Raw genomic sequence first — 26479 nt, 5'->3', positions numbered from 1 at the left:
TGGGTACGGGGCACGAACGGTCCGCGACCCCGGGGGAGCCATGTTCGGCAAACAGGATCTCTACCAGCTCATCGGCGTGACGGCCTTCGACCGCGACGGAACCAAGCTCGGCAGCGTCGACACCGTCTTCGTCGACCGGGAGACCGAGGCACCGACCTTCGCGGCGGTCACCACCGGCTTGTTCGGCACGAAATCGTCGTTCGTCCCGCTCGCCGACGCGAACTTCCGGGACGGCGAGCTGCACGTCGCGTATCCGCGTGAGCGCGTCAACGACGCACCGACCATCGATGCCGACGACACGCTCGACCCCGAGCAGGAGGTCGAGCTCTACCGCTACTACGGCATCCCCGTCGCCGACACCGACGAGACCGACGACACCGACCACGGTGACGCCGACAGCGGCCGCGTCGACGCGCAGGCCGAGACCGGCAGCGGCGCGTACGAGGGGGCCGCGACCGCCGGCGCCGCAGCCGGCGCGGGCGGTGGTGCTGGTGCCACGGCCGTCGAGGAACTCGACGAGGGCCGTGCTGTCGGGCAGCCGGTCGACACCGACCTGCCCACCGGAACCGACCTGATCTCCGGACAGGGTTTCGATCCGATGTTCGACGGGCCACTGGGCACGCCCAACAGCCGCGTGCGTCTGCGACGGGTCGGCCGCCCGGTCGAACACGCCGACGACCCGCGCGCCGCCCGTGCCGAGCAGGACCCCGAACCGGCCCCCGAGCGACCCGACGCCTGATCGCCACGGCGTTCACGCTCCGGACGGGAGGGCCGACAGGCCCTCCCGTCGTTCGTGCCGGGACTCGGGGCGCGAGGTGCCCGCCATGGGCCCGGCAGACGCCCGGGCCGGCGGAGGCCGGATCTGCCGGAAGCAATCACGAATTCCCGCGATCTTCGGGTTCGCTCCAGTCGAACTGGAGGTAGTCCCCGTCGTGCAGCCGCTGACCGGACAGGTCGTCGTTCTGACCCCGGCGCAGGGCGGGAACGATCGCTCCCCGAGTGACGCCGGATGCGGTTCGGTGGACCTATCGCAAGCACGACCGCAACCCAACGGAGTGAGCATGATCGGCAAGCAGGATCTCGACCAGGTCATGGGCGCCACGGCCTACGACCCCGACGGCGACAAGATCGGCAGTGTCGACACGATCTTCGTCGACGACCAGACCGGCGAACCGACCTTCGCCCTCGTCAACACCGGGCTGTTCGGCTCGAAGTCGTCCTTCGTGCCGATCCAGGACGCGAACTTCAGCGACGGCGACCTGAAGGTCCCGCACAGCAAGGACAAGATCAAGGACGCCCCGAGCATCGACGCCGACGGGCATCTCGACCCCTCCGAGGAGGCCGAGCTGTACCGCTACTACGGCATGTCGTACGACTCGGGCCACGACGACACCGTTCGCGACGACGCCTCGGCGCGTGGCACCACGCAGCCGTCCGGTACCGCCACCGGTGGCACGGGCACCGAGCGCAACGACCACGGCACCGCGGGCCACGACACCTCCGGTCCGACCACCGACGACGCGATGACGCTGTCGGAGGAGGAGCTGCAGGTCGACAAGGAGCGCCGTGAGACCGGCCGCGCGCGTCTGCGCAAGCACGTCGTGACCGAACACGTCACCAAGACCGTCCCGGTCCAGCGTGAAGAGGTCCACGTCGAGCGTGAGCCGATCACCGACGCCAACGCCGACCAGGCGATGGACGGCCCGGCCATCTCCGAGGAGGAGCACGAGGTCGTGCTCCACGAGGAGACGCCGGTCGTCGACAAGCAGGCCGTTCCGAAGGAGCGCGTCCGCCTCGAGAAGGACGTCGAGACCGAGCAGCACCAGGTCGAGGACGACGTCCGCCGCGAGGAGATCGACGTCGCCGGGGTCGAGGACTCCCGCGAGTCGAACCGTCGCAGCTGACGTACGACGGAACACCGGTCGAGGTGGCGGCACACGGGCGGTGGCCCGTGGCCGCCACTTCGGCGTTCCACGACCCCTCCAGGAGGCAGCGATGAGTACCGCGCCCGCCGACGGCGGCGACGACGCGCGCCGCGACGAGGACCCCGGCCTGATCGACGACACCGCACCGCTCCCGCCCGAGGGCGGCGAGCAGACCGTGCCGTCCGAGGGGCCCGACGACCCGCCCAACGAAGGGCAGCTTCCCCGCGACCCCGACTGACGGCGGACACCGGCAGCCGGTGACCTCCGTCGCGAGCACCCGGGTCCCCGGCCGACTGCGGCCGGGGACCGGCCGTTCGCTAGCCTCGTGACGCCGGTGGCCCGGCGCGCCCGTCGGCACACGTCGGTTTTCGTCGGTGTTCGTCGACCGAGGATGCGCGCCCGGGAACGAGGAGACGCAATGGACGTGTTGCAGGCCTGGGTGATCGTCGGCGTGCCCGTCCTGGCCGTGGTCCTCGGCCTCTTCACCGGCCAGTCGCAGCAGCGGGCGTGGGCCGGTCATGCGTTGCTGGTCGGACTCGTCGTCTTCTTCGTGACCGTGCCCGGGGACGTGCTCTCCGCGTCCGCACTGGGCATCCTCGTCGTCGCCTTCGTCGCGACCGGCCGGGGTTCGCACCGCGACGAGGGGCTCGCGGAGCACCACCAGAACCGCAAGCGGCTGACCACCGCCCGCGAGGGCGGCAGCGACGCCCCCTGACCCACCCCGCCGGACTGCGGCCGTCGCCCCGCTCGACGCCCTGCCAGTTCGCGGATCGGTCGAACACGCGCCGGGCGCGGTCGGCGCGCGTCGACGACCGGCCCCCGGCGACCTGCCGTCGTGGTGCTCGGGTTCCGGGCGCCACGGCCGACGAGAACTCGGCCGATGTGGGAGCCGAAGTGTCCGTCGAGAGGTGGCTGTCCGTCGTCCAGCTCCTGCTGGCCGGCGCGGCCTTCGAGTTGGCCCTCGGCTTCCGGCGCAGCGCCCGCAACGACGACCGCGAGGCACGCTGGCTGGCGGCCTGGACCCTGCTGCTGGGCATCTGCCTGCTCGTCACCACCTTGGCGCCGACCCTGCCACCCGGCCTGGCCGGTGCCGGCTACGCCCTGCGCTCGGCGCTGTTCTACGTCTCGTCGGCCTTCCTCGTCCCCGTGGTGGCCTCGCTGTGCGGACGTCGCGTCCCGCGGCTGCTGTTCGGCGCGCTGCTCGCGCTCGGGGCGGTCCGCCTCGTGCTGTGGGGGGCGACCGACCTGGTGTTCGCCCACGCCTTCACCGATTCGGGCGGTCCGGTGTTCGGCCCGCTCGTCCGGTTGTTCACCGTGCCGCTGGTGGTCGGGGTGTTCGGCTACCTGGTCCGCAGCCTGCCCTGGTGGCGCAGTCGCGGGGAGCGCTACGCCGTGGCCCTGGCGGCCCTGCTCGCGGCGCTGATGGTGGTGGCGGCGTTGACCGCCGGCGACCGCGTCGGCGAGCTCGCCCTGGGCCTGTGGACGGTGCCGTTCCTGGTGTGCATCCAGCTCGTGCGCACGCGCCGCGACCAGCTCGCCGCCCGGGCACACGCCGAGCTTCGACACCGCTCCCACCACGACGCGCTGACCGGCCTGTGCAACCGCGAGCGGCTGCGCGAGGAGCTCGACCGTCGGTTGGCCGCCCGGTCCGCGCTGAGCCTGCTGGTGCTCGATCTCGACGACTTCAAGGACGTCAACGACTCGTTGGGGCATCCGGTCGGTGACGAGGTGCTGCTCGAGGTGGCCGCACGTCTGCGCCGCCTCGTCGGCGACACCGCCCTGCTCGGCCGCCTCGGCGGGGACGAGTTCGCGGTGGTCCTGCCGGCGGGGCAGGACCCGCGGTGGACGGCCGCCGCGCTGGTCGACGCCCTGGCCGCACCGTTCTCGCTGCACGGCATCGCCATCGAGCCCGGCGGCAGCGTCGGCGTCGTCACCAGCCCGGCGCACGGTCGTGACGCCGTGACGCTGCTCCAACGGGCCGACGCCGCGATGTACCAGGCCAAGGCGAGTGGCGGTGGACGCTGGTGCGTGTTCGCCGAGGAGCACGAGACCCGTACCGCTCGCCGGCTGGCGCTGCTCACCGACCTGCGCCGCGCGCTCGACGGCGAGGCCGACGGCGAGCACGCCCTGACGCTGGCCTACCAACCCAAGCTGGACCTGCGCACCGGTCGGGTCGCGTCGCTGGAGGCCCTGGCGCGTTGGACCCGCCCCGACGGCGAGACGGTGTCCCCGGGGGAGTTCGTGCCGCTCGCCGAACGCTACGGCCTCGCGCCGCGGCTGACCCGCTGGGTGCTGCGGCTCGCGTTGCAGCAGCTGGCGGTGTGGCGTCGTGACGGCCTGGCGCTGCAGGTCGCGGTCAACGTCTCCCCGGTCTCGGCGCAGCAGCCGAGCTTCGTCGGCGACGTCGTCGAGGCGCTCGCGCTGGTGGACGTCCCGCCCGACGCGCTCGTGCTCGAGATCACCGAGGACGCCTTCGCGGTCGACGGCGTGGCGTTCGGTGCGGCGGTCGACCGCCTGCACCGCCTCGGGGTGCAGCTGTCCATCGACGACTACGGGACCGGCTTCGCGTCCCTGGGCTACCTGCGCCGCCTGCCCTTCGACGAGCTCAAGCTCGACCGCGCCTTCGTGCGCGAACTCGCCGCCGACGTCCGTGACGACGCCATCGTCGCCTCGACCATCGAGCTGATGCACCGGCTCGGCGTCCGGGTCGTGGCCGAGGGGGTCGAGGACGCGGTCACCCTGGCGCACCTGCAGGCACTCGGCTGCGACCTGGCGCAGGGCTTCCACATCGCGCGCCCCCTGCCGGCGGCACAGGTGGCGGACTGGCTGCGTGCGCACGCGCACGTCGCGGTGGGTGACGGGCCCGGGGGGCAGCTGGCCCGCGCCCGTGCGCTCCCGCCGGTGCGCCACGACACCCGGGACGTCGGTGGCCCGCGGACGGACGGTGCCCGCGAGCCCGTACCCTTGCGCGCCCAGCGCGAGAGATGGTGAGCAGGCGTGGCCAAGAGCTATTTCATCCGCACGTTCGGATGCCAGATGAACGAGCACGACTCCGGTCGTGCCGCCGGCATGCTCGAGACGCTCGGGTACCGACGCGCGCCGGACGAGACCGCCGCCGACCTCGTTCTGGTCAACACCTGCGCGGTGCGCGAGAACGCCGACAACCGGCTCTACGGCACCTTGGGCCACCTCAAGGGCCTCAAGGACCAGCGCCGCAGCGAGGGTGCCGATCTGACCATCGTCGTCGGGGGCTGCCTCGCGCAGAAGGATGGTGACACGGTGGCCCGCAAGGCGCCGTGGGTCGACGTCGTCTACGGCACTCACAACCTGCCCGACCTGCCGCAGCTGCTCGCGCAGGCGGACTCCGCCGCGATCCCCGTCGTCGAGCTCGTCGAGCAGCTGGAGACCTTCCCCTCGGCGCTGCCGGCCAAGCGCAGCGTGCGTCATCACGCGTGGGTGTCGATCGCGGTCGGCTGCAACAACAGCTGCACGTTCTGCATCGTGCCCAGCCTGCGCGGGCCGGAGCGTTCGCGACGCCTGGGCGACATCGTCGAGGAGGTCCGCGCCCTGGTCGCCGACGACGTCGTCGAGGTGACGCTGCTCGGCCAGAACGTCAACTCCTACGGCCGCGACCTCGCCGGACGGTCCCAGTTCGCCGACCTGCTGCGTGAGCTCGGGACCGTCGACGGGCTCGAGCGGCTGCGCTTCACCTCGCCCCATCCGCGGGACTTCACCGACGAGGTCCTCGAGGCCATGGCGCAGACGCCCAACGTCTGCCCGCACCTGCACCTGCCGTTGCAGTCGGGCTCGGACCGGCTGCTGCGCCTGATGCGCCGCTCCTACCGGGCCCGGCGCTACCTCGCGCTGGTCGAGCGCACCCGGGAGCTGATGCCCGACGCGGCGCTGACGACCGACATCATCGTCGGCTTCCCGGGGGAGACCGACGAGGACTTCCAGGCCACCCTCGACGTGGTCGCGCAGGTCGGCTTCGACCAGGCGTTCACCTTCCAGTACTCGCCGCGTCCCGGCACGCCGGCGGCCGCGCTGGTCGACGAGTACGTCCCGGCCGAGGTGGTGCGTGAGCGCTACGGCCGGCTCGAGCAGCTCACCCGGGCCCAGTCGCTGACCGCCCACCAGCGGCTGCTCACCACCCGCCAGGAACTGCTGGTCGAGTCGCCGTCCAAGACCGACCCGTCGCGCTGGTCGGGGCGCACCCGCGGCAACCACCTGGTGCACTTCCCGGCGCCGTCGACGTCCGGTGGCGAGCCGGCGTTCGCCCCCGGCGACCTCGTCGAGGTCGAGATCCTCGAGGCGAGTGCGAACTACGCCATCGGTGGACCGGCCGCGATCCGACGTCGGACCGCCGCCGGTCGCGCCGCCGGCGCGGCGATGGCCCGCGGCGAGGGGCACGGTGTGCCGACGGACGCGGCGCCGACGCCCGGGGCACGCGGGTTGCGGCTGCCCGTGCTGAGCGCGCCACCGGCCGGTCCGTGACCGTCGTCGGCCGCGCGGCCCTGCCCACGGCCGTCGAACTGTTCACGCCCGGGACGGATCCGGCGGCCCGCCAGTTGCGGCAGGCCGTCGACCGGACCCTGACGCAGCTGCCCCCGGTGGACTCGTTCGTGCTGCTCGCCGCGGGGGAGGAGGGCCTGGTCCACGACGCCTCCGGGGCGACACTGCACGCCAGTGGCCAGCCGGGGCTGCGCGTCGAACTGCACCACGACGAGGAACTGCTCGCCGCCCTGGCCACCCGCGGGCGCACGCCCCGCGTACGTGGCGACTGGCTCGAGGGACCGCTCGCGGTGCTGGCACTGCTCGCCGCGACCATGCAGCCCTCGGCCTGCATGCTGCCGGTCACCGTGCCACGGGCTGCCGGCTGGCAGGCGCTCGAGTCGATCGCGGCCGGCATCGCCGGCGCCGCCCGCGCCACCGAGCGTCGCATCGCGGTGGTCGCGGCCGGTGACCTCGCCCTCGCCGACGCCGACGGCGACGGCCGGCGGGCGGCCGACTGGGACCGCGACGCGGTCGTGGCCCTGCGCGACGACGAACCGGAGCGTCTCGCCACGCTCGGCCCGGTGACCGCGAACCGGCTCGGCGCCGACGGGTGGGCGCCGCTCGCGGTCCTGCTCACCGCGGGTGGCCGGCGCGGGCCGCTGCGACCCGAGCACCTGACCGTCGGCGGGCAGGGGCGCCTCGTCGCCGTCGACACCCTGCCGTCGTGACCAGCGCGAGCCCCGGTCCGCGGCCCGTGCTCGCGGTGGTCGGACCGACCGCGAGCGGCAAGTCGTCGCTCGCGCTCGACCTCGCCCGCCGTCGGATCGCCGCCGGCCGGCCGACCGAGCTGGTCGCGATCGACGCGTTCACGGTCTACCGCGGCATGGACGTCGGCACGGCCAAACCGACCGCCGCCGAACGCGCCGAGGTGCCCCACCACGGCCTCGACCTGTGCGAGCCCTCGCAGGAGGTCACCGTCGCCTGGTTCCAGCGCACGGTGCGGGCCGCGGTCGACGACGTGCTGGCGCGTGGCGTGACGCCGTTGCTCGTGGGCGGGTCGGGGCTGTACTTCCGCGCCGTCGTCGACGACCTGCGCTTCCCGCCGACCGACCCGCGCCTGCGGGCGGCGCTGGAACGGACCTGGGCGGACCGGCCCGTCGAGGCGCACGCGCACCTCGCCGCGTGCGACCCGGCCGCGGCCGAGCGCATCGACCCGGCCAACCTGCGCCGCACCGTGCGCGCCCTGGAGGTGCTCGAGCTGACCGGGGAGCGCTTCTCGGCCTTCGCCGACGCCTGGCACGACCACCGCTCGATTCACCCGGGATTGGCGGTCGGCTACCTCGAACCGGACACCGAGGTGCTGCGCGAGCGCATCCGCACCCGGGCCGACGCGATGGTCGCCGACGGGCTGCTCGACGAGGTCGCCTCGCTGCGAGCGGCGCCTGGCGGGCTGTCGGCGACCGCCGCGAAGGCCATCGGGTACGCCGAGGCGGCCGCGGTGCTCGACGGCGCCGCCCCGTTCGACGGGCTGGCCGACGCCATCGCGAAGCGCACCTGGACCTACGCCAAGCGCCAACGCAGCTGGTTCCGCGCCGACCCCCGTTGCACCCCGATCGACCCCGAGGCGCTCCTCGCCGACTTCGCCGCCGCGTGAGTCGGTGGCGGTTTCGCGGCGTACGCGCGAGGACGGTCGTCGCCCGGGTGCCGCCGCGCAACCGCGCAGGGCCTGATCGGAGCCGTCCGTGCGTCCTGATCCGCACCGGCCGACGTCCGGACGCACGGATCGCGCGCAGGGCCGTCGCGACCGTCGATCCGTGCGGACTCATCTGCACACGGCCGGCTTCCGACGCACGTGCGTCGCACCGAACGTGCCGGCGGGGTCGCGTGTCGCCGGCTCGAAGCCGGCCACGGGCTGCTCGTCAGCCCGCCGGCGGGGTCGCGTCCCCCGGCGTGAGCGTCAGGGTGTGCTCGGCGGCGGCGTCGACGGCGTCGGAGGAGAACGGCAGCCGGAGCATTCCGCCGTCGCGCCAGAGCTCGGCCTGATCGGTGTAGTGCGTCGAGAACGGCCGGCCCGACTGGCCCGTGAGGTGGATCCAGCGACCCGCGTCGAGGTCGTTCGTGTCGACCAGGTAGCGCATCGAGGGCACCCAGGTCACCTCGTAGCCCTGGCTGGCGTCCCAGCCGTTGGCGTTGACGACCGAGGTGCCGCCGGCGACCTCCAGCGGCCCCCGGTTGAACAGCGCCTCGACCGGGGCGATGCCCGAGTCCCCGAACGTGCCGTGGCGCAGCAGCAGCGTGTGCATCGCCCCCCAGCGCCAGTCGGCGGGGTCGTCGCCGAAGCGTTCGACGAGCTCCGTGGTGGCGTCCCCCAGGGATGCGGCCAGCACGTCGTCGCGGGTCTCGACCTGTTCCGTGCCGCGGTCGTCCCACCAGGGCGAGTCGGGCTCGTCGACCAGTGCGCGCACGACCTCCCACCAGCGCGACCCGCCCGAGGGTGCGGCCCAGTCGGGCAGCTCGTCGGTGAAGGTGCGGCGCAGCAGGTGTGCCCAGGTCGCGTTGAAGACCGCCGCGCCGGCAGCGTCGGCGTCGTCCTGCAGGTCCCAGTCGCGCAGCACCCGCTGGGCGGTCGCCGCCTCGTCGTCGACGTCGTCGACGGCGAGCAGGAAGGGGACCAGCTGTTCGGCGTTGCCGTTGTGGTTGTCGAGCTGGATCTCGAGCAGGTCGTCGAGGGTCAACCGGTCGCGCTCGCCGAGCAGTTCGTGGATCCGGCGGGCCCGGTAGCCGGCGTCGGGGTCGACGGTCAGGAACGGTTCCTCGTCGGGCGGCAGGACCGCCTGGTTGGCGGTGACGAGCTGACCGTCGGGCGGGTCGAAGGCGAACGGCAGCTCCTCGAAGTCCAGGTAGCGCTCCCAGGTGTGCTCACCGGTCCACCCGGGCACCGGCACGGTGCCGTCGCCGGTGGAACGCACCGGGATGCGTCCGGGCGCCTGGTAGCCGATGTGGCCCTCGACGTCGGCGTAGACGAGGTTCTGGCTGGGGACCAGGAAGTCCGCCGCGGCGGCGCGGAAGCTCTCGAAGTCGGTCGCGCGCATGAAGGCGGGCACCCCGTCCATGGTGTTGGCCGGCTCGAGCGCGGTCCAGCGCAGGGCGACGGCGAACGCGACCTCACCGGACGCGTGGACCGCGGCCTGATCACCCGCGGCCCCCTGCGGGCCCTGCGCGATGTCGCGGCCGGCGGCGGAGACCTCGGAGAACAGCGGCCCGTTGCGGGTCGCGCGGATCGTCAGCTCCTCGCTGCCGCCCCCGGCGATCGCGATCGCCTCGGTGGTCACCTCGAGGTCCTGCCAGCCGTCCTCGGTGCGGTAGCGGTCGCCGTCGAGCTGCTCGACGTACAGGTCGGCGACGTCGGGACCGAGGTTGGTGAACCCCCACGCGACGTCGGCGTTCTGGCCGATGATGATCCCGGGCACGCCGGAGAACGAGAACCCGGCGACGTGCCACGGGCAGTCCTCGGTCACCTCCGCGCAGCGCAGGCCGACCTGGTACCACAGCGAGGGCTGCGCCGGACCGAGGTGCGGGTCGTTGGCGAGCAGGGCGCCGCCGGTGGCCGAACGCTCCGGCGCGATCACCCACGAGTTCGAGCCGATGCCGTCCTCGGCGCCGTCCCCGAGCAGCTGCGGGGCGCCCGCCAGCGCCTGCTGCGCCTGCGCGAGCGCCGCGTCGAGCGCGGCGGCCACCTCGCCCTCGCCGTCGTCCGCGGCCTCGCCGGCCGTTGCGTCGTCGGACGCGTCGCGGGTGCCGTCGGCGGGGTCGTAGTCGGCGGCCGACGCGAGGTCGTCGGCGCTCAGGATGGTCTCGTGGCGGTCGTAGGGGTAGGTGGGGAACAGCTCCTGCCAGTCGCGCCCGTCACCGAGGTCGACCGTCTGCAGCCGCCCACGCAGCAGCTCGTCCTCGAGGTTGGAGCGCAGGTCCCACGCCATGGCCTTGAGCCAGGCGAGCGAGTCCACCGGCGTCCACGGCTCGGCCTCGTACCCGCGGGCGCCGGCGACCGGGAGCAGGGCGTGCTCGAGCGAGAGCCGGCTGCCGCGCTGGTCCCCGATCCAGGCGTTGACGCCCTCGGCGTAGGCCTCGAGCATCCGTCGCGTGTCCGGGGCGAGGATCGCCAGCTCTTGTTCGGCCACGCGTCGCCACCCGAGCGTGCGCACGAACCGGTCGGTGTCGAGCTGTGTGTCGCCGAACAGCTCGCTGACGCGGCCGGCGGTGATGTGCCGGCGCACGTCCATCTCCCAGAACCGGTCCTGGGCGTGGACGTAGCCCTGCGCCCGGAACAGGTCGTCGCTGGTGCGCGCCACGATGGTGGGGATCCCGGCGGCGTCGCGCTGGACGCTCACGCGGGCGTCCAGGCCGGGCACGGCGAGCTCGCCGTCGAGCGTCGGCAGCGAGCGTCGCACCAGCACCGTGGTGGTCGCGGCCACGCCCAGCGCCACCAGCAGCGCCAGCACGACCAGCGCGGTCAGCCCACGCGCGAACCACGTCCCGACCCGTCCCACGCGCACTCCTGCCACCGGGCGGGCAGCCGGTCCCGGTCGCCTGGTGCGGCGGTGGCCCCGCCAGGCCGACGGCGGCGCAGTCAAGCAGCCGCGCCGGCCGGGTTACCGGTGTCAACCCCAGAACGTGCGCGTACGCTGTCGCCGATGGAGTTCACCAAGGCCCATGGCACCGGCAACGACTTCGTCGTCCTGCGCGATCCGGACGACCACCTCGACGTGTCCGCAGCGCTCGTGCGGGCCCTGTGCGACCGGCGGTTCGGGATCGGCGCGGACGGCGTCATCCGGGTGGGCGGGGTCGCCCGTCTCGAGGGCGCCAACGCCGGTGCGGACGTGTTCATGGACTACCGCAACGCCGACGGCTCCGTGGTGGAGATGTGCGGCAACGGCGTGCGCGTCACCGCCAAGCACGCCGTCGACCACGGCCTGGTCACCCCCCGCGAGGACGGCACGGTCGTCGTCGCCACCCGTTCGGGGCCGCGGCCGGTGCGGGTGGTGGCCCGTCACGCCGACGGCACGGTCGCCGAGGTCGAGGTCGACATGGGCCCGCCCGCGCTCGAGCCGGTCGAGGTGCCCTTCGACGCGACGGCCGCCGGCACCGGGCCCGCCGTGGCCGACGCGTTCGGCCCCACGGTGCAGGTCGGCGACCGGCAGGTCGAGCTCGCGGTGGTGTCGATGGGCAACCCGCACGCGATCCTGACGGTCGACGACGTCGGCACCGCCCCGGTCACGACCCTCGGCCCGACGCTGGAGACCCACGCCGCCTTCCCGGCCAAGACCAACGTCGAGTTCGCGCAGGTGGTGGACCGCGGTTCCGTTCGCCTGCGGGTGTGGGAGCGCGGCGTCGGGGAGACCGCCGCGTGCGGTACCGGCGCGTGTGCGACCGTGGTCGCCCTGCGACGCGCCGGACGTGTGGACGACGAGGTCGCCGTCCGACTGCCGGGAGGCACACTGACGGTCCGGTGGCATGCTGGAGGTTCCGTGTACATGACCGGTCCGGCCGTCGAGGTCGGACACGGCACGCTCGACGACGCCTGGCTGCGCGACGCGCGGTCGGGCCTGCTGGAGACCGCACCCTGAGTTCCGACGACCCCCGTTCCCCCGAACCTCGCGGACCGTCCGCGTCCGACCCGGGCGACGACGCACCGCTCGACGACGCGCCCCTCGACGACGTCGTGGACGGCTACGCGCTCGACGACGAGCCCGCCGCCGACGACCTGCTGCTCGGCGACGGCTCGGGCCTGAGCGCCGAGCAGCTCTCGCGTGCCGAGGAACGTCGCCGCCGCCGCGACGTCATCGAGGAGGGCGCCCCGCGCGAGGGCGTCGACATCATCCGGCGGGTCGAGGCGGCCGTGATCGTCGGCGTGCAGCTGCCCGGACGCACCTCGGCGGACGTCGAGGCGTCGCTGGACGAGCTCGAGGCGCTGCTCGACACCGCCGGTGCCGAGGTGGTCGAGCGCGTCGTGCAGCGGCTGGACACCCCGCAGGCCGCGACCTACATCGGTGGCGGCAAGGTCGGTGAGCTGCGCGAGCTGGTGGCCGCCCACGGCGCCGACGCCGTCGTGTTCGACGACGAGCTCTCGCCGGCGCAGCAGCGCACGCTGGAGGAGCGGGTCAAGCAGAAGGTGCTCGACCGCACCATCGTCATCCTCGACATCTTCGCCCAGCACGCCACCTCGCGCGAGGGCAAGGCGCAGGTGGAGCTCGCCCAGCTCAACTACCTGCTGCCCCGCCTGCGTGGGTGGGGGACCGCACTGTCGCGGCAGGCCGGTGGCCGCACCGCCGGTGGTGCCGGCATCGGTGGTCGTGGACCGGGCGAGACCCAGCTCGAGGTCGACCGTCGCCGCATCATGCGACGCATCGCCAAGCTGCGTCGCGACCTGAAGGACTACGCCCGCATCCGCGAGACCAAGGCGTCCGAGCGCGAACGCAACCGGGTGCAGGTCGCGGCGCTGGTCGGCTACACCAACGCCGGCAAGTCGTCGCTGCTCAACCGCCTCACCGGCGCCGACGTGCTGGTCGAGAACCGCCTGTTCGCGACGCTGGACCCGACCGTGCGGCGTCTGCCGCTCGACGACGGCCGCGACATCGTGCTCACCGACACGGTGGGGTTCGTCCGCAAGCTGCCGCACGGGCTGGTCGAGGCGTTCAAGTCGACCCTCGAGGAGTCGTTGACCGCCGACCTGCTCGTGCACGTCGTCGACGCCTCGCACCCGGAGGCGGAGTCGCACATCGTCGCCGTGCACGAGGTGCTCGAGGAGATCGGCGCCGACGCCGGCGCCGAGCAGTTGGTGCTCAACAAGATCGACCGGGCCGACCCGGCCACCGTGGAGGCGCTCGCCCGTCGGGTGCAGGTGGAACTCGACGCCGACCCGGTGCTCGTGTCGGCGCACACCGGCGAGGGCATCGAGGACCTCGTCGAGCGCATCGGACTCCGGATCCCGGGACAGCGGATCCGCATCAGCGCGCATGTACCCTACGCACGGCAGGATCTCGTCGCCTTGGCACACCGCAGTGGGCAGGTGGTCAAGGAGGCGCACGGGGACAAGGGGACCGAGCTCGTGGCCGATCTCGACGTCCGTGCGGCGCGCCGACTGCGCCCGTACCTCGACGTCGACGTGTTCGCCGAGGAGCCCGAGGACTGGGAACGGGAGACGGGGACCTGACCGAGGAGTCGACCTCACTGCGGGGCAGCGCCGATCTCGCCGCCCGGCTGCGTTCGCTCGCGCTCGCCGGCCGTCGGCTGGGGCGCAGCGAGCACGAGGGCGAGGTCTACGACCTGGCCGTCGAGGTCGCGGTGCGCTGCCTCGGCGCCGACGCGGCCTCACTGTCGCGCTTCGACCGCGCCGAGGGCATCACCCGGGTGCTGCGCAACCACGGTGACCTGGCGCCGTGGGAGGAACCGCGTCCGCTGCACGAGACGTATCGCATCGACGGGTGGCGCAACCTCGTGACGGTGCTGCTGCAGGGCCGGTCCTGGACGGGGACGCTCGACGACCCCGACCTGCCCGGCCCCGACCGGGACCTGCTGGTGTCGCTGGACAAGTACGCGGCGCTGTCCTCGCCGGTGTTCGTCGGCGGGCAGGTGTGGGGCGAGCTGTACGTGACCCGGCGGGCGGGCCGACCGCCGTTCGAGGAGCTCGACCTGATGGTGGCGCAGACCCTCATGGGACTGGTCGGGGCGGCGCTGCGCCACCTGCAGGACCGCGCCGTGCTGCACGAGCTCGCCTACCGCGACCGACTCACGGGCCTGGGCAACCGGCGCGCGGTCGACGACCGGCTCGAGCGCGTGTTCGCCCGCGACCCGCTGGCCGCACCCGTCGGGCTGCTGGTCGGCGACGTCAACGGCCTCAAGGAGGTCAACGACGAACAGGGCCACGCCGAGGGCGACCGGCTGCTGCGCGAGGTGGCGCGCGTGCTCACCGCCGAGGTGGCGCGCCACCCTGGTGGCCTGGCGGCCCGCATCGGCGGCGACGAGTTCTCCGTCGTGCTCGAGGGCGTCGACGACGAGCAGATGCAGGAGGTCACCAAGCGTCTGACCGCCGAGGTCGAGGCGCTGGCGGTCGGTGACGGCCTGTCCTGCGGGTTCGCCGTCGCGGAGCAACGGCCCGGTGGGGCACCGTCGCCGGCGGCCGCGGGGCGGGCGCTGCTGCGGCTGGCCGATGCGATGCAGTACCGCTCCAAGCGCCAGTCCCGCGCGACCCGCAACGGCCGGGTCGCCGACGGGCTGGGCACGCTGGCGCGTCACCAGATCGGCGCCGCCGACCGGGCTGCCGGACGGGAGCTGGCAGGCCGGGTCCTGACCGCCGTCCAGGCCGCCGACGGCGACACCGAGGAGCGGCTCGCGGCGTTGGCCGCCAGCGTGGCGCAGGGGCTCGGGGCGGCGTCGTGGTGGCTGTCGGACAGTGACGGGCGCGACCTGGTGATCCGCCGTGGCGAGTACCTGCGTCAGGGGGACCTCGGCACGGGCACCATGCCGGTCGCCGCCGGGGACCGCTATCCGCTGGCGGACTATCCCGCGTCCGCGGCGGTGCTGCGCGGCGGGGTGTTCTTCGCCACCCTCGAGGACGGCCACTCCACCGAACGGGCGTTCCTGGCCGCCAACGGCTACGTGTCGATGCTCGCGGCCGGGACCACCCGCAACGGGGTCGGGTGGCTGGTCGAGATCATGGGGGACGCGGTCACCCAGCCGCTCGCGCCGCACGAGGGCCTGCTGCTCGCCCTGGTCGAGCTGGCCGCCAACGGTGCCCCCGGGGGCCGCTGAGCCTCAGCGCACCGAGCGCATCACGGTCACGACCTTGCCCATGATGCGGGCGTCCTGACCGGGCACGATCGGGATCGGCTCGTAGGCCGCGTTGGCCGGGTCGAGGAAGACGTCCCCGGTCCGGGTGCGCCGGAAGAACTTGACCGTCGCCTCGCCCTCGATCAGCACGGCGCACATCTCGCCCTGCTCCACCGAGGCCTGCTCGCGCACCACCACCAGGTCGCCGTCGAGGACGCCGGCCTCGATCATCGACTCACCACGGACCCGCAGCAGGAACAGCTGCCCCTCGCCGACCAGCTCCTTGGGCAGCGCGTACACCGCGTCGACCCGTTCCTCGGCCAGGATCGGGCCACCGGCCGCGATCTCGCCCACCAGCGGGACGTTGCGTGACGCGCCGGGGCGCAGTTGCAGCCCGAGCTCCAGGTCACGGCCCAGCTCCAGCGCGCGTGGCTTGGTCGGATCGCGGCGCAGGTAGCCCTTGCCCTCGAGGGTCTCGAGCTGCGCGTGCACCGAGGACGTCGACTTGAGGCCGACCGCGTCACCGATCTCCCGCACCGACGGCGGATAACCGTGCGCGTCGACGTGGGCGTGGATGACCTCCAGGATCGCCCGCTGGCGGGGCGTGAGGTCGCTGACGTCGCGGGGCTGCTCGCTCACGAGGGCTCCTGGCGCAGTGCGGAGGATCGGGTCGGGTCGAGTCGGGTCGGGTCGAGTCACGTCGGGTGGGCGGGGTCGGGCGGCTCACGCGACGTCCGGGGGAGCTCGTCGGACGGTCGCCGCCGTCCCACCGGCGGCAAGACTGTCCTTCACGCCGTTCCAACGGCCGTGCCGAACGGGCGTTCGGATGGCCGTGACCGTAACACGCACCCTGTACGAAAGCGAACACCCGTTCGAACGAACGCTTGATTCTCGAACGCCCGTTCGGTTCACTGCCTAGCAGAACGGATGTTCGATTCCACGCAGGTGGGACCACGAACCGCCGGCCGGCGCGCACCCCAGTGACCGACGCCGACACACCGGCCGTGTCACACCCCCTCCTTAGCGTCCGTTCCACCGCCGCAGCGACCGCCGTTGCGCACCCCGCCAGCCGAAGGAGCCTTCCGATGAGTTCGAGCGCCCTGCCGGCACCCCTGGTCCGCCGTCGTCCGCGTGCCGTGAGGCCGGCGCGCCCCGCGATGCCCGCCCGTCCCGCGGTGCGGACGCGTCCCGCGGCCCCGATCGCGGTCCCGGCCCGGGCTGGCACCGACCGGCCGTCGGCGGCGGTGCTGTGGCGTCGTCGGGCCGTCGCGGTCGCCATCCTGCTGACGGTGGTCCTGGCGCTGACGGCGGCGATCGGCCGGGTCACGTCGGGCGCGTTCGCGGAGCCGACCAGCCAGGTGGGCGGTCACGTGGTCGTGGAGCCGGGACAGACGCTGTGGGACGTCGCGGTCGCGACCGCGCCGGACGGCATGGACACCCGCCGCCACCTCGACGAGGTCGTCCGACTCAACGGCCTGGACACCGCCGCCGAGGTCGACGCCTGGACCGTGGTGCTGCTGCCCGCACGGTGAGCCCACGGACGGGGTCTGGCGGCGGACGGGGGTCAGGCGGGGTCGGGAGCCTTGGGCGGGGCGTCCTTGCGCAGGGTGAGCAGCGCCTCCTCGAAGTCCTCGGGACCCTGGAAGTCCTTGTAGACCGAGGCGAAGCGGACGTAGGCGACGTCGTCGAGTTCGTGCAGTTGGGCGAGCACCTTCACCCCGACCTGCTCGGAGGGCACCTCGCGGGCACCGCCGACGCGGAGCTGCTGCTCGACCCGTGCCGCGGCCCGCTCGAGCTCCTCCTGGGCGACGCGCCCCTTGGCCGCGCGCGCCATGCCGTCGAGCACCTTCTGCCGGGAGAACGGGATCACCACGCCGGAGCGCTTGCGGACGAGCAGTTCGGGCAGCTCCACCCGCTCGAAGGTGGTGAAGCGGGTGCCGCAGGCACGGCACTGCCGACGGCGGCGGATCGCCGCACCGTCGGGGGTCGGACGCGAGTCGACGACCTTGTCGTCGTCGATGCCGCACTCGGGACAGCGCATCGGGGAGCAGGGGTCCTGGTCGCAGGGCTCGGGAGCGCGACGGTACGACCTTTCGGGCGCGGGACCGAGCACCCGCGTCGCGGCCGGCGCACACCACGGGCGACCGCGTCGCCGCGAGCGCTGCCGACTAGGGTCCGCGCCATGAGTGATCTGCGCGTGCTGACCCCCGTCGACGACACCCCGGTGCCGGTCGGTCCGACCGTGCTGGGCATGTCCATGAGTGCCGAGGCCCGGGTGGTCGACGGCTGGCTCGAACGCGAGCTCGAGGTGCCTGCCGGCCTCGACGGTCCCGCCGGGATCCTGCAGGGCGGCTTCGCGACCGGCGTCGCGATCGCCGCCGCGCGGGCGGTGGATCGCATCGACGCGCCGCTGACCAGCCTCGACGCGCGACTGTTCGCGCCCACGCCGCTGGACACGACGCTGACGATCCGCGTCCGGCCGACCGACGTCACCGCCCGCTACGAGGTCGAGACCCGCCACGGCGAGCAGACGCTGGTCGCCGCCACCGTGGAGCTCGCCGGCCACGACCCGGCGCCGCGGGTGTACGACCTGCTCGAGCTCGCCACCGTGCCGATCCCGCCGGGGCGGACCGATTCGCCGTTCCCGCACTGCTTCGTGTGCGGCGGCGACCCCCGCCACGAGCACGCGCTGGGGATCCTGCCGGCGTGGGCGGGCGAGGGCCGCATCAGCCAGCCATGGGTGGCCGAGGAGGTCTTGGGTGACGAGCGCGGCGTCGTCGACCCGCTGCTGGTGTCCGCGGTGCTGGACTGTCCGACGGTGTGGTCGGCGTGGCACGAGGTCGAGGCCAACGGCTGGGAGGGCGCCCTGCTCGGCCACTACCACGTGCGGTTCTTCGGCGACGCGCCGGTGATGGAGCCACTGCGCACGGTCGCCCGGCTCGACGGGGTGGACGGCCGCAAGGTGCGTGCACGCGGTGCGCTCGTCGACGAGGACGGGGTGGTCTACGCGACCTCGTCGGGCCTGCACATCGGCGTCGCGCAGCTACCTTGCGGGGACTGACCCTGCCCGGCCGGTGAACCTCGCGCCTCGACGGCCGACAGGTCGCATCGACGGCGCAACGAACGCCTTGCACCGACGGGCCGACGAACCGCTGCCCTGACGGCACCGACCACCTCGCCGCCGGCGTCGACGCCATCCGTGCGTCCGCGCCGGCGTCGTGCGCGAAGGACCTGCGCATGCATTCCCAGCTGACCCCGCCCACCGACGTCGCCGCGTGGATCCAGGGCTTCCGTCGTGCCTTCGAGCAGGCCGACGTGTTCGCCGCGGGGGACCTGTTCTCCAAGACCGTCCGCTACCGGCCGGCGCCCTCGTTGCCCGCTCTCGAGGGGCGTGGCGCCATCGAGGAGCACTGGAGCCGCGACGTCGTGGTCCTCGAGGAGCGCCTGGCGGTCTGCCGGTGGCTCGGTGAGGACGGCGACACGCACCTCGTGCACGTGCAGCTGCACGCCCAGGCGCCGACGGCGCCCTACGGCCTCGAGGCGGTCCTGAGCGTCGCGTTCGACGAGGACGGCCGGTGCTGCCGGCTCGAGGGCGCCGAACACCGTCCCCAGCCAGCCGACGACGCGAGCCCGCTGGCGGGAACGGCCACGCTCGCCCCGGCCGCTGCCGAACCGGTGGCCCCGTTCGTCGCCGCCGCCACGGTCGCGGCGTCGGGCGTGCCGGTCCAGGACGTCCCCGCTCGCTTCGGTGCCTGACCCGGCGCCGCTGCGCTGCCCCCACGACGGCGGGGCCCTGCACCGTGCCGAGCGGTCCTGGGGCTGTGCCCGCGGGCACCGGTTCGACGTCGCCCGCCAGGGGTACGTGAACCTGCTCACCTCCCCGCCACGACGCGTGTCGGGCGACACCGCCGCGATGCTCGACGCCCGGCAGTCCGTGCTCGACGCGGGCCACCTCGACGCGGTCACCGCCGCGCTCGTCGAGGCGTGTGTCGGGTCACCGGACGGCGTGCTGGTCGAGGTCGGCGCCGGCACCGCGCACCACCTGGCCGCGGTCCGACGCGTCCTGGGGGAGCGGGCCGCGGTCGCGACCGATCTCAGCGTGGCCGCCGCCAAGCGGGCCGCACGGGCCGACCCGGGGCACGTGACCGCCGTCGTCGCCGACGTGTGGCAGCCTTGGCCGGTGCTGGACGCCACGGCCGCGGTCGTGTTGACCGTGTTCGCCCCCCGCAACGGTGCCGAGGCGGCCCGCGTGCTGGTCCCGGGCGGACGACTGGTCGTGGTGACCCCCGCGTCGGACCACCTCGCCGAACTGCGCGACCCGCTCGGGATGCTGACGGTCGATCCCGGCAAGGCCGAGCGTCTGCACGCCGAGCTCGACCCGCACCTCGACCACCTCGACACCCGCGAGGTGCGCGCCACCACGACGGTCGGTCGCGCCACCGCGGCGGCACTGGCCGCCATGGGCCCGGCGGGGCACCACCTCGACGCCGCCGCGTTGGCCGCCCGCGCCGAACGGCTGCCCGAGCGAACCGAGGTGACCGTCGCCGTCCACGTCGCCCGCTTCACGCCCCGCTGAGCTCGTCAGCGGGTGTCGACGGGACCGGCACCGGCAGGGTGTGCACAGCGGATGCTGCTGACACCTTCGGCCGTCTTGACCGCCGAGCTGGCGAGCCTCGCCGTTCTCCACCGCGACAAGGACTTCGACATCATCGCGGACGCGACCGGCCAGCAGCTCGAGCGGCTCCGTCTCGACGAGTAGCGCAACGGGCGTAGCTCGACGGTCCGGCCCGGCGGTAGCGATGCGTGCCTCCCGCCTGACGTGGCGACACGCGACCCCGCCGGGCACGTCCGGTGCGACGCACGTGCGTCGGACGCCGGCTGTGTGCAGATGAGCACGCACGGATCGACGCTCGCGGTGGCGCTGCGCGTGATCCGTGCGTCCGGACGTCGGGCGGTGCGGATCAGGACGCACGGATGGCTCCGGCGAGACCCTGCCGGCGGCACCCGGGCGACGACGGCTGTCTCTCTGCACGATGCCCGGGGTCGCGGAGATGGCCGGGCCCGCCGTGCTGGAGGGCCTGTCGGTCAACGCTGACCGCCGTACTGACGCCCCGTTGACCCCGCTCGCGCCACCGCGGCGCCACCGCGGCGCCACCGCGGCGCCACCGTGGCGCCACCGCGGCGCCACCGCTGCGCCGCCGCGCGTCCCCCCGACCGGCGGGCTCGTGATTCCGCAGGTCTCCTCCCACGCGGACGCGCCCCCGGCGCAGGCGGGTGGCGGGAACCGGCGTCAGGACTCGTCGCGGCGTTCGACCAGGACGCGGCGGCCGTGGGAGCCGGTGTCGTCGGACCACTCGTCGACGACCTCGAGGCGACCGTCCCCACGCCGCTGCAGTCGCGCCCGACCGCGGCCCATGACCTCGAGCCCGCCGCTGCGGCGCTCCTCGGTGTGCACGAAGCGGTAGCGGATCACGTCACCGACCACGATCCCGGCCAGCTCGCCGTCGGTGAGTCGGTGGGCGTCGTAGCGGGCGATGGCGCGCCGGCCCTCCTGCAGGAACTTGAACCGCAGGCCGTGCCCCTGCGGGCCGTCGATGGTCTGGTCGACCTCGAACCACAGCCCGTGCAGGTCGTAGCCGAGGTCACCGAGCCGGTGGCGACCGGCCTCCCAGTCACGGCGGGTGAGTGCGTAGCCCCACTCGCTGGCGGCCGGACCGTCCGGCGTGGCCCGGTAGGACTCGCGGTAGCGGGCCTCCATGCGGAAGCCGGCCGCGTTGAACGCCCGCTGCATGGGCACGTTGTGCTCGTGTGCACGGCCGGTCAGGCGCAGCAGGTGCGGGTTGGCCTGGAAGTGGTGGTCGGCGAGCTGGCGCAGCACCTCGCGGCCGACGCCGCGGCCGCGCAGCCGCGGGGCGATGCGGATCGACATCCTGGCGTCCTCACCGGACAGCCCGGTGACCAGCGTGAACCCGGCCGGCTCGCCGTCGACCACGATCGCCCAGCCGAAGTCGTCGTCGGAAGCCCACACGCCCTCGTCGAGTTCGGCCGCGAGCTTGTCGACGTCCCACGTGTAGCCGCGGGCGAGACCCGACGCCGTGGCCCGGTCGACCTCGACCAGCCAGTCGGCGTCGTCGGACACGAGCATGCGCAGATGGACTTCCGGGCGGTCGGCCGCCAACGTCGCCCCCTTCGTCGGATTGGCACGCACCGAGGTGCGCCGACGGTGCAACTCGTACAGGTACCACGCGGTGCCGGTCGGTGGCAGGGGGCTTAGGGTGATCGGCGAAGGTCACGACGAGGGACGAATCGAACCGATGAGCGACGGCACGACACGCACGACGTCCACGACGCCCGGGGCGCGCCCGGCGCGCCCGGGGACCGCGACGGGCTGGGTCGGGGCGAGCGCGATCGAGATCGCCGCCGCGGTCGCCGAGGGGCGGGTCCGGGCGGTCGAGGTGGTCGAGGCCCACCTCGACCACCTCGCCGGCGTGGAGCACCGCCTGGGCGCGTTCGTGTCGGTGCGCCGGCGGGCCGCGCTCGAGGAGGCCGCGGCCGTCGACGCCCGCGCCGACCGGGCGCAGCTGCCGCTGGCCGGGGTGCCGGTGGCGGTCAAGGACGTCGCCGACCTCGCCGGCGAGGCCACCGGACACGGTTCGCTGGGTGCCTCGACCGACCCGGTCGAGGACGACGAACCGGTCGTCGCGCGGCTGCGGGCGGCCGGCGCGATCCCGATCGGCAAGACCCGCGCGCCGGAGCTGGCGGTCTGGGGCACCTCCGACGACGCCACCGGCACCAGCGTCAGCCCGTGGGACCCCTCGCGCACCGCCGGCGGGTCCTCGGGCGGCTCGGCGGCGGCGGTGTCCGCCGGCGTGGTCCCGATCGCGCTCGGCTCCGACGGGCTGGGCTCGATCCGTATCCCCTCGGCCGTGTGCGGCGTGGTCGGGGTCAAGCCCGGGGCGTCGCTCGCGCCGGCGATCGTCGACGGCCGCCCGCAGTGGTTCGGCATGAGCCGGTACGGGCCGATCGCGACCACCGTCGCCGACGCGGCCCTGCTGCTCGACGTGCTGGCGGGCACGCCGCACCTGCGACGGGTGGCGCCACCGTCGTCGCCGCTCGAGGTCGCCGTCGCCTGGCGGCCGCCGGTCGCCGGCGCGCACCTCGCCCGCCACTGGATCGACGCGGCCAGGAGGCCGGCCGGTTGCTGCGCGTGGCCGGGCACGCGGTCAACCATGCCGAGCCGCCCCACCACCCGGCGGTCCTGCCGGCCGTGCTCGCGCGCTGGACCCAGGGCGCCGCCCAGGACGTCGAGCTGCTCGGCATCGACGAGGCCCGCCTGCAGCCGCGGACGGCCCGCCACGTCGCTCTCGGCCGGGCGATGGCGCGGCGGTTGCCGGTCCGTGACGAGCAGGCCCGCGACTGGCAGCAGCGGCTCGACGGGCTGTTCGCGCGGTATGACGTGCTGGTCCTGCCGACCCTGGCGCACGACCCTCCCGGGGCGCACGCCTGGCACACGCGCAGCTGGCTGGCGAACGCGGCCGCGAACCTGTGGGCCTATCCGCTGACCTCGGCGTTCAACCTCGCCGACGTGCCGGTCGCCGCGGTGCCGTTGGGCACGCACCGGGGCCGGCCGCTGTCGGTGCAGGTCGTCGCCGCACAGGGACGCGAGGACCTGGTGTTGGCCGTCGCCGCGCAACTCGAGCGGCAGCGACCCTGGACACGGCACGCGCCCGGCTGGGGCGTGCCGACCTCCTGACGATGCGGGAGGTGGCGGCCCAGCCGGGCGCGGTGGTTCTCCGGTCACCCGTCCCTCGCGCCGGTGCACGGGCGCTGGGGACGGTCGGCCGACGCGACGGTCAGCCGAAGGGGACGGTCAGCTGAAGCGGACGGTCGAGGGGGTGCGGTCCGCGACGGTCCAGGCGTACTGGTTGCTGGCGAGGCGGTAGAGGAACGTCGCCGCCTGCTGCCGGGTCACCGTGTGGTGCGGGGCGAAGCGGGTCCCGTCGATGCCGCCGGTGATGTTGCGACGGTGCAGGAACGACACCGGCACGTCGTCGCGGCTCTTGACGTCGATGAACGGGTGCATCGGGGCGCCGAGCGGCTCGCCGACCAGGCGGTGCATCATCCGTGCCATCTGGGCCCGCGACAGGGTGCCGGTGGGGTCGAAGAGGCCCGGAGCGGTGCCACCGATGACGCCCTCCGCGGCGGCCCAGCGCAGGGCGGCCTCGTAGTGGGCGTCCGAGGGGACGTCACGGAAGCCGTGGGCGGTGGTGACCCGCGGCGAGTCCATCGTGCGCCACAGGAAGGTGACCATCTGCGCGCGGGTCACGTCCTGGCCGGGACGGAAGCTGCCGTCCTGGAACCCGGTGGTGATGCCGGCCTCCGAGGCCCAGGTGATCTCGTCGACGAAGCTGTGCTGGGAGCTCACGTCGCGGAAGGGACCGGGTGCGACGGCGGGGCGGACCACCGCGGCGTCGGGAGCGGTCCAGTAGGAGGTCTTGCGCTGCGCGCCGTCCCACGTGAACGAGAAGTGGACGTGGTCGGTGTGCGGCGACGCGCCGGTGTAGGGGCGCCAGCCGTCGTTGGGGCGGTAGGCGTTCCAGACCTGGCGGTTCCAGATGATGTACATGATGCCGAAACGACGGGCCATGGCGTGGCGGTTGCCGTGCTCGTCGGTGGCGAGCAGCCAGCCGATCACCTCGTCGGCCTTGCGACGGTCGCTCGCGTTGTGCGCGTTGAGCATCCAGTCGTAGGCGCGGCCTTCCTTGTGCTCGCTCTTGCCGCCCTGCGAACAGCTGCGCAGGATGCCGCCGGCGTTGGCGCCGTAGTTGCGCTGGAGCAGGGCGCGGAAGTCTCGGACACCGGGCTGCTCGGCGGATGCGCAGCGGCTCTGGCCCTCGTAGCGGGCGTAGGCGTCGATCTGCGAGCCGAAGTCGCGCACCTCGATGGAGGACGAGGAGGCGAAGGCAGGGCCGGTGAGGGTTGCCAGCAGGCCGGTCATCAGTCCGACGACGACGAGCCGCTGACGAAGGGAGGACAAGCGTCGCAAGAAGCGTTCCTTGATCGGGGGCTAGGGGCGACGTCGCCGTGGAGGCCGACGTCCCACCTCAGAGGTCCGTGCGGTGCTCGGACTCGCTGTCGGTGATGCGGGCGGAGGTGTCGCTCGCGGTCGCTGGGCTGGCCATTCGGACCCGGTCAGGCAGCGAAACGGGGGACGGACAGTGCCCGTCCCCCGGTACCGGTCGGGGAGTGAAGCCGGCTCCCAAGTGCCGAGCGCACCGAATGCGAACCGCGCCCGCCGGGAACCCCGACGCTCGTGCCGACGTTCACAAGCCACGCCGGACGGCCCGAGGGGCGCTGAACGACGGACGAACTAGTCCTCGCGTGCCGGTTGGCAACATGCGATCCGTCGCCGAGACGACTGAACGCGCCGTTGCCTCTCGTTCCCTCTCGGCCCCGCCGCTCGGCTCCCGCACCGGCGGCGAGGTTGGCAGGGCGCGCAGCCCTGTCGACCGCTTTCTCGCGCGCCCGATCGAGGCCGGATTCGGGTCGATGCGTGTGTGCGCTGCGTGCGCGCCTGCCGGAAGGGCGCAACCGACCGTGCACCGGGTGCGTCGGCGGGGACGCCGAACTCAGCGCGCCCGGGGTGCTCCGGCGAGCGGCGATCGCTCGCGCGCGGCCGGTTCGGCACGGCCGCGGAGGGGCGCCGGGCTGATCACAGCTCGTCGGTGGGCACCGGCTCCTCCGGCGGGCCGATCGGCGCCTGGGGGGCTCCCGGCTCGCTGACCGCGTCCCGCTCGGCCCGCAGGCGCAGTTCGTTGCCGACGGCGGACACGACCGCGGCGATCGGCACGGCAAGGAACGCGCCGACCACGCCGACCAGTGCCGCACCGGCGGTCAGGGCGGCCAGGATCACCACCGGGTGCAGCGACACCGCCCGGCGCATGATCACCGGTTGCAGCACGTTGGATTCGAGCTGCTGCACGGCGACGACGATGGCCAACACGATCAGGGCCTGCTGCACACCACCGGCGGCGAGCGCGACCAGCACCGCCAGCATCCCCGTCACGAACGCGCCGATCACGGGGATGAAGCCGCCGAGGAACACCAGGGCCGCGATCGGCAGTACCAGCGGGATCTGCAGGACCGCGAGGCCGACACCGATGCCGATCGCGTCGATCAGCGCGACCGCCGCGGTGCCGCGCACGAACCCGGCCAGCGCCGCCCAGGCGCGACGGCCGACCGCCCGGATGGTGTCGCGGTGGGCGTCGGGGGAGCGGGCGATGAACCAGCCGACGATCTGTTCGCCGTCCTTGACGAAGAAGAACAGCAGCACGACCGCGAGCGCGAACGCCGCCACGCCCTGCACCACCAGCGCGGCGCCGCTGATGACCTGGCCGGCGACCTCGCCGCCGCGTTGCTGCAGCGCCTCCACGCCCTGGTCGACGAACCCGAACACCTCTTCGCGGTCCCAGCCCAGTGGGCTGTCCTCGAGCAGGTCGAACAGGGTGTCGACCGCCTCGAGCACCGTGGGCTCGAGGTCCTGGACCTGGGTGACGAACGCCGGGGTGAGCGCGGCGACGAGCCCCCCGAGGGCGACGAACCCTCCGCCGACCACCATCAGCGCCGCAGCGGCGGGCGGCAGCCCGAAGCGCTCGAGCGCCCGGGCCGGCGGGACGCACAAAGTCGCCAGGATCAGCGCGATGACGATCGGCAGCGTCACCAACGACAGCGTGGTCAGCACGTACAGCGCCGCCACGGCGCCCACCAGCAGCACCAGCAGCCGCCAGCCCCACGCCGAGCCGGTCACCAGCCACGAGGGCACCCGCTCGTAGACCGGCGGGGCGGGAGCCCTGCGGGAGCCGGCCCGTGGGGTCGTCGCCGGGGCGCCGGCGGGCGGCTCACCCGCCGTCGGCGTGCCGGTGGCCGGCTCGTCCGCGGTCGGGGGGCCCGCGGTCGGGGCGCCGGTGGCCGGCTCGTCGGGGGCCGGGGCGCCGGCGGGCGCGGTCGCTGCGGCGTCGTCCGCGGTCTGCGGCGCGCGGTCCGCAGGGGTGCTCCCCGACGGTTCGCGCCCCGGCGGCGGGGGAGCGCCGGAGCCGTCGTCGTCCTGCATGGCGTCCCCCGGGAGGCTGGTGTCGGGCGCGCGGATCCTAAACGGCCGGCAGGGCCACACCGCTGCGGTCCTTCGGACGCGGGCGTGCTGGTCGATTGACCAGCACGGCAACGTCACGCCT

General features: G+C 74.0%; 23 protein-coding genes and 1 pseudogene. 18 read left to right on the top strand and 6 right to left on the bottom strand.

What is annotated here, in order from left to right:
- The first annotated feature begins 40 nt into the window (after positions 1-40).
- The 8 genes from ELR47_RS14120 (at position 41) to miaA (ending at position 8073) form a co-directional block, all read left to right on the top strand.
- Positions 41-739, top strand: coding sequence for a PRC-barrel domain-containing protein (locus ELR47_RS14120; RefSeq protein WP_130650468.1), 699 nt, complete (start codon positions 41-43; stop codon positions 737-739).
- A 322-nt stretch (positions 740-1061) separates the two neighbouring features.
- Positions 1062-1904: a PRC and DUF2382 domain-containing protein gene (locus ELR47_RS14115; RefSeq protein ID WP_130650467.1), complete on the top strand. Its 843-nt coding sequence runs from the start codon at positions 1062-1064 to the stop codon at positions 1902-1904.
- A gap of 91 nt (positions 1905-1995) precedes the next feature.
- Entirely contained in the window at positions 1996-2163 is a 168-nt protein-coding gene (locus ELR47_RS18460; RefSeq protein ID WP_165404097.1) for a hypothetical protein, read from the top strand.
- A gap of 180 nt (positions 2164-2343) precedes the next feature.
- On the top strand, positions 2344-2640 hold the full coding sequence (locus ELR47_RS14110) for a hypothetical protein (protein ID WP_130650466.1): 297 nt from the start codon (positions 2344-2346) through the stop codon (positions 2638-2640).
- A gap of 179 nt (positions 2641-2819) precedes the next feature.
- Complete coding sequence (locus ELR47_RS14105) at positions 2820-4916, top strand: putative bifunctional diguanylate cyclase/phosphodiesterase (protein ID WP_130650465.1); 2097 nt, start codon at positions 2820-2822, stop codon at positions 4914-4916.
- A gap of 6 nt (positions 4917-4922) precedes the next feature.
- The gene (gene miaB / locus ELR47_RS14100; protein WP_130650464.1) at positions 4923-6419 is read left to right on the top strand and encodes a tRNA (N6-isopentenyl adenosine(37)-C2)-methylthiotransferase MiaB; all 1497 of its coding nucleotides are present in this window, start codon (positions 4923-4925) and stop codon (positions 6417-6419) included.
- A complete protein-coding gene (locus ELR47_RS14095; RefSeq protein WP_130650463.1) occupies positions 6416-7147 on the top strand; it encodes a hypothetical protein in 732 nt (243 codons plus the stop codon). Before miaB ends, ELR47_RS14095 begins: the two co-directional genes overlap by 4 nt.
- Positions 7144-8073: a tRNA (adenosine(37)-N6)-dimethylallyltransferase MiaA gene (gene miaA / locus ELR47_RS14090; protein ID WP_130650462.1), complete on the top strand. Its 930-nt coding sequence runs from the start codon at positions 7144-7146 to the stop codon at positions 8071-8073. The genes ELR47_RS14095 and miaA overlap by 4 nt, the downstream gene beginning before the upstream one ends.
- A 265-nt stretch (positions 8074-8338) precedes the next feature.
- On the opposite strand, the gene ELR47_RS14085 is transcribed toward miaA, so the two are convergent.
- Entirely contained in the window at positions 8339-10969 is a 2631-nt protein-coding gene (locus ELR47_RS14085) for a penicillin acylase family protein (protein ID WP_205745268.1), read from the bottom strand.
- Positions 10970-11113: 144 nt separating this feature from the next.
- Between ELR47_RS14085 and dapF the strand changes: the two genes are divergently transcribed.
- From dapF to ELR47_RS14070, 3 genes are all read left to right on the top strand, one after another.
- Complete coding sequence (gene dapF, locus ELR47_RS14080; RefSeq protein ID WP_130650461.1) at positions 11114-12046, top strand: diaminopimelate epimerase; 933 nt, start codon at positions 11114-11116, stop codon at positions 12044-12046.
- Between the two features lie 95 nt (positions 12047-12141).
- The gene (hflX, locus tag ELR47_RS14075) at positions 12142-13632 is read left to right on the top strand and encodes a GTPase HflX (RefSeq protein WP_130650460.1); all 1491 of its coding nucleotides are present in this window, start codon (positions 12142-12144) and stop codon (positions 13630-13632) included.
- A complete protein-coding gene (locus ELR47_RS14070; protein WP_276319925.1) occupies positions 13608-15230 on the top strand; it encodes a GGDEF domain-containing protein in 1623 nt (540 codons plus the stop codon). Before hflX ends, ELR47_RS14070 begins: the two co-directional genes overlap by 25 nt.
- 3 nt (positions 15231-15233) lie before the next feature.
- Here ELR47_RS14070 and lexA read toward each other — a convergent pair whose 3' ends face one another.
- Positions 15234-15914 carry a transcriptional repressor LexA gene (gene lexA, locus ELR47_RS14065; RefSeq protein ID WP_370469419.1) on the bottom strand — a complete coding sequence of 227 codons (681 nt, stop codon included), beginning with the start codon at positions 15912-15914 and terminating at the stop codon, positions 15234-15236.
- 419 nt (positions 15915-16333) lie between these two features.
- Between lexA and ELR47_RS14060 the strand changes: the two genes are divergently transcribed.
- A complete protein-coding gene (locus ELR47_RS14060; protein WP_130650458.1) occupies positions 16334-16780 on the top strand; it encodes a hypothetical protein in 447 nt (148 codons plus the stop codon).
- Positions 16781-16812: 32 nt separating this feature from the next.
- On the opposite strand, the gene nrdR is transcribed toward ELR47_RS14060, so the two are convergent.
- Positions 16813-17289, bottom strand: a complete 477-nt coding sequence (nrdR, locus tag ELR47_RS14055) for a transcriptional regulator NrdR (protein ID WP_130650457.1) — start codon at positions 17287-17289, stop codon at positions 16813-16815.
- A gap of 141 nt (positions 17290-17430) precedes the next feature.
- On the opposite strand from nrdR, the gene ELR47_RS14050 reads away from it, so the two are divergent.
- The 4 genes from ELR47_RS14050 to ELR47_RS19170 all read left to right on the top strand — a co-directional run bounded on the left by ELR47_RS14050 (position 17431) and on the right by ELR47_RS19170 (position 20007).
- The gene (locus tag ELR47_RS14050; RefSeq protein ID WP_130650456.1) at positions 17431-18309 is read left to right on the top strand and encodes a hotdog family protein; all 879 of its coding nucleotides are present in this window, start codon (positions 17431-17433) and stop codon (positions 18307-18309) included.
- Positions 18310-18485: 176 nt separating this feature from the next.
- On the top strand, positions 18486-19004 hold the full coding sequence (locus ELR47_RS14045) for a nuclear transport factor 2 family protein (RefSeq protein WP_130650455.1): 519 nt from the start codon (positions 18486-18488) through the stop codon (positions 19002-19004).
- The gene (locus ELR47_RS14040) at positions 18997-19824 is read left to right on the top strand and encodes a putative RNA methyltransferase (protein WP_205745267.1); all 828 of its coding nucleotides are present in this window, start codon (positions 18997-18999) and stop codon (positions 19822-19824) included. Before ELR47_RS14045 ends, ELR47_RS14040 begins: the two co-directional genes overlap by 8 nt.
- 51 nt (positions 19825-19875) lie before the next feature.
- Positions 19876-20007 (top strand): PIN domain-containing protein, encoded by a 132-nt coding sequence (locus tag ELR47_RS19170; RefSeq protein WP_268234458.1) that lies wholly within the window; start codon positions 19876-19878, stop codon positions 20005-20007.
- 531 nt (positions 20008-20538) lie between these two features.
- Here ELR47_RS19170 and ELR47_RS14030 read toward each other — a convergent pair.
- Positions 20539-21426 carry a GNAT family N-acetyltransferase gene (locus ELR47_RS14030; protein WP_130650454.1) on the bottom strand — a complete coding sequence of 296 codons (888 nt, stop codon included), beginning with the start codon at positions 21424-21426 and terminating at the stop codon, positions 20539-20541.
- On the opposite strand from ELR47_RS14030, the pseudogene ELR47_RS19410 reads away from it, so the two are divergent.
- Together ELR47_RS19410 and ELR47_RS19405 are read left to right on the top strand one after the other, a co-directional pair.
- Positions 21392-22270 (top strand): annotated as a pseudogene (locus tag ELR47_RS19410) (amidase family protein); the annotation flags it as partial. The gene ELR47_RS14030 and the pseudogene ELR47_RS19410 overlap by 35 nt on opposite strands.
- Positions 22271-22455: 185 nt before the next feature.
- Entirely contained in the window at positions 22456-23001 is a 546-nt protein-coding gene (locus ELR47_RS19405; protein ID WP_370469420.1) for an amidase family protein, read from the top strand.
- Positions 23002-23118: 117 nt separating this feature from the next.
- Here ELR47_RS19405 and ELR47_RS14020 read toward each other — a convergent pair whose 3' ends face one another.
- Positions 23119-24294: an S-layer homology domain-containing protein gene (locus ELR47_RS14020; protein ID WP_130650453.1), complete on the bottom strand. Its 1176-nt coding sequence runs from the start codon at positions 24292-24294 to the stop codon at positions 23119-23121.
- Positions 24295-24960: 666 nt separating this feature from the next.
- A complete protein-coding gene (locus ELR47_RS14015; RefSeq protein ID WP_130650452.1) occupies positions 24961-26358 on the bottom strand; it encodes an AI-2E family transporter in 1398 nt (465 codons plus the stop codon).
- Positions 26359-26479: the final 121 nt, after the last annotated feature.

The sequence above is a fragment of the Egicoccus halophilus genome, assembly GCF_004300825.1.
Taxonomy (GTDB): domain Bacteria; phylum Actinomycetota; class Nitriliruptoria; order Nitriliruptorales; family Nitriliruptoraceae; genus Egicoccus; species Egicoccus halophilus.
Note: the sequence above shows the minus strand (reverse complement) of the source record. Positions and strands in the feature narration are given on the sequence as shown.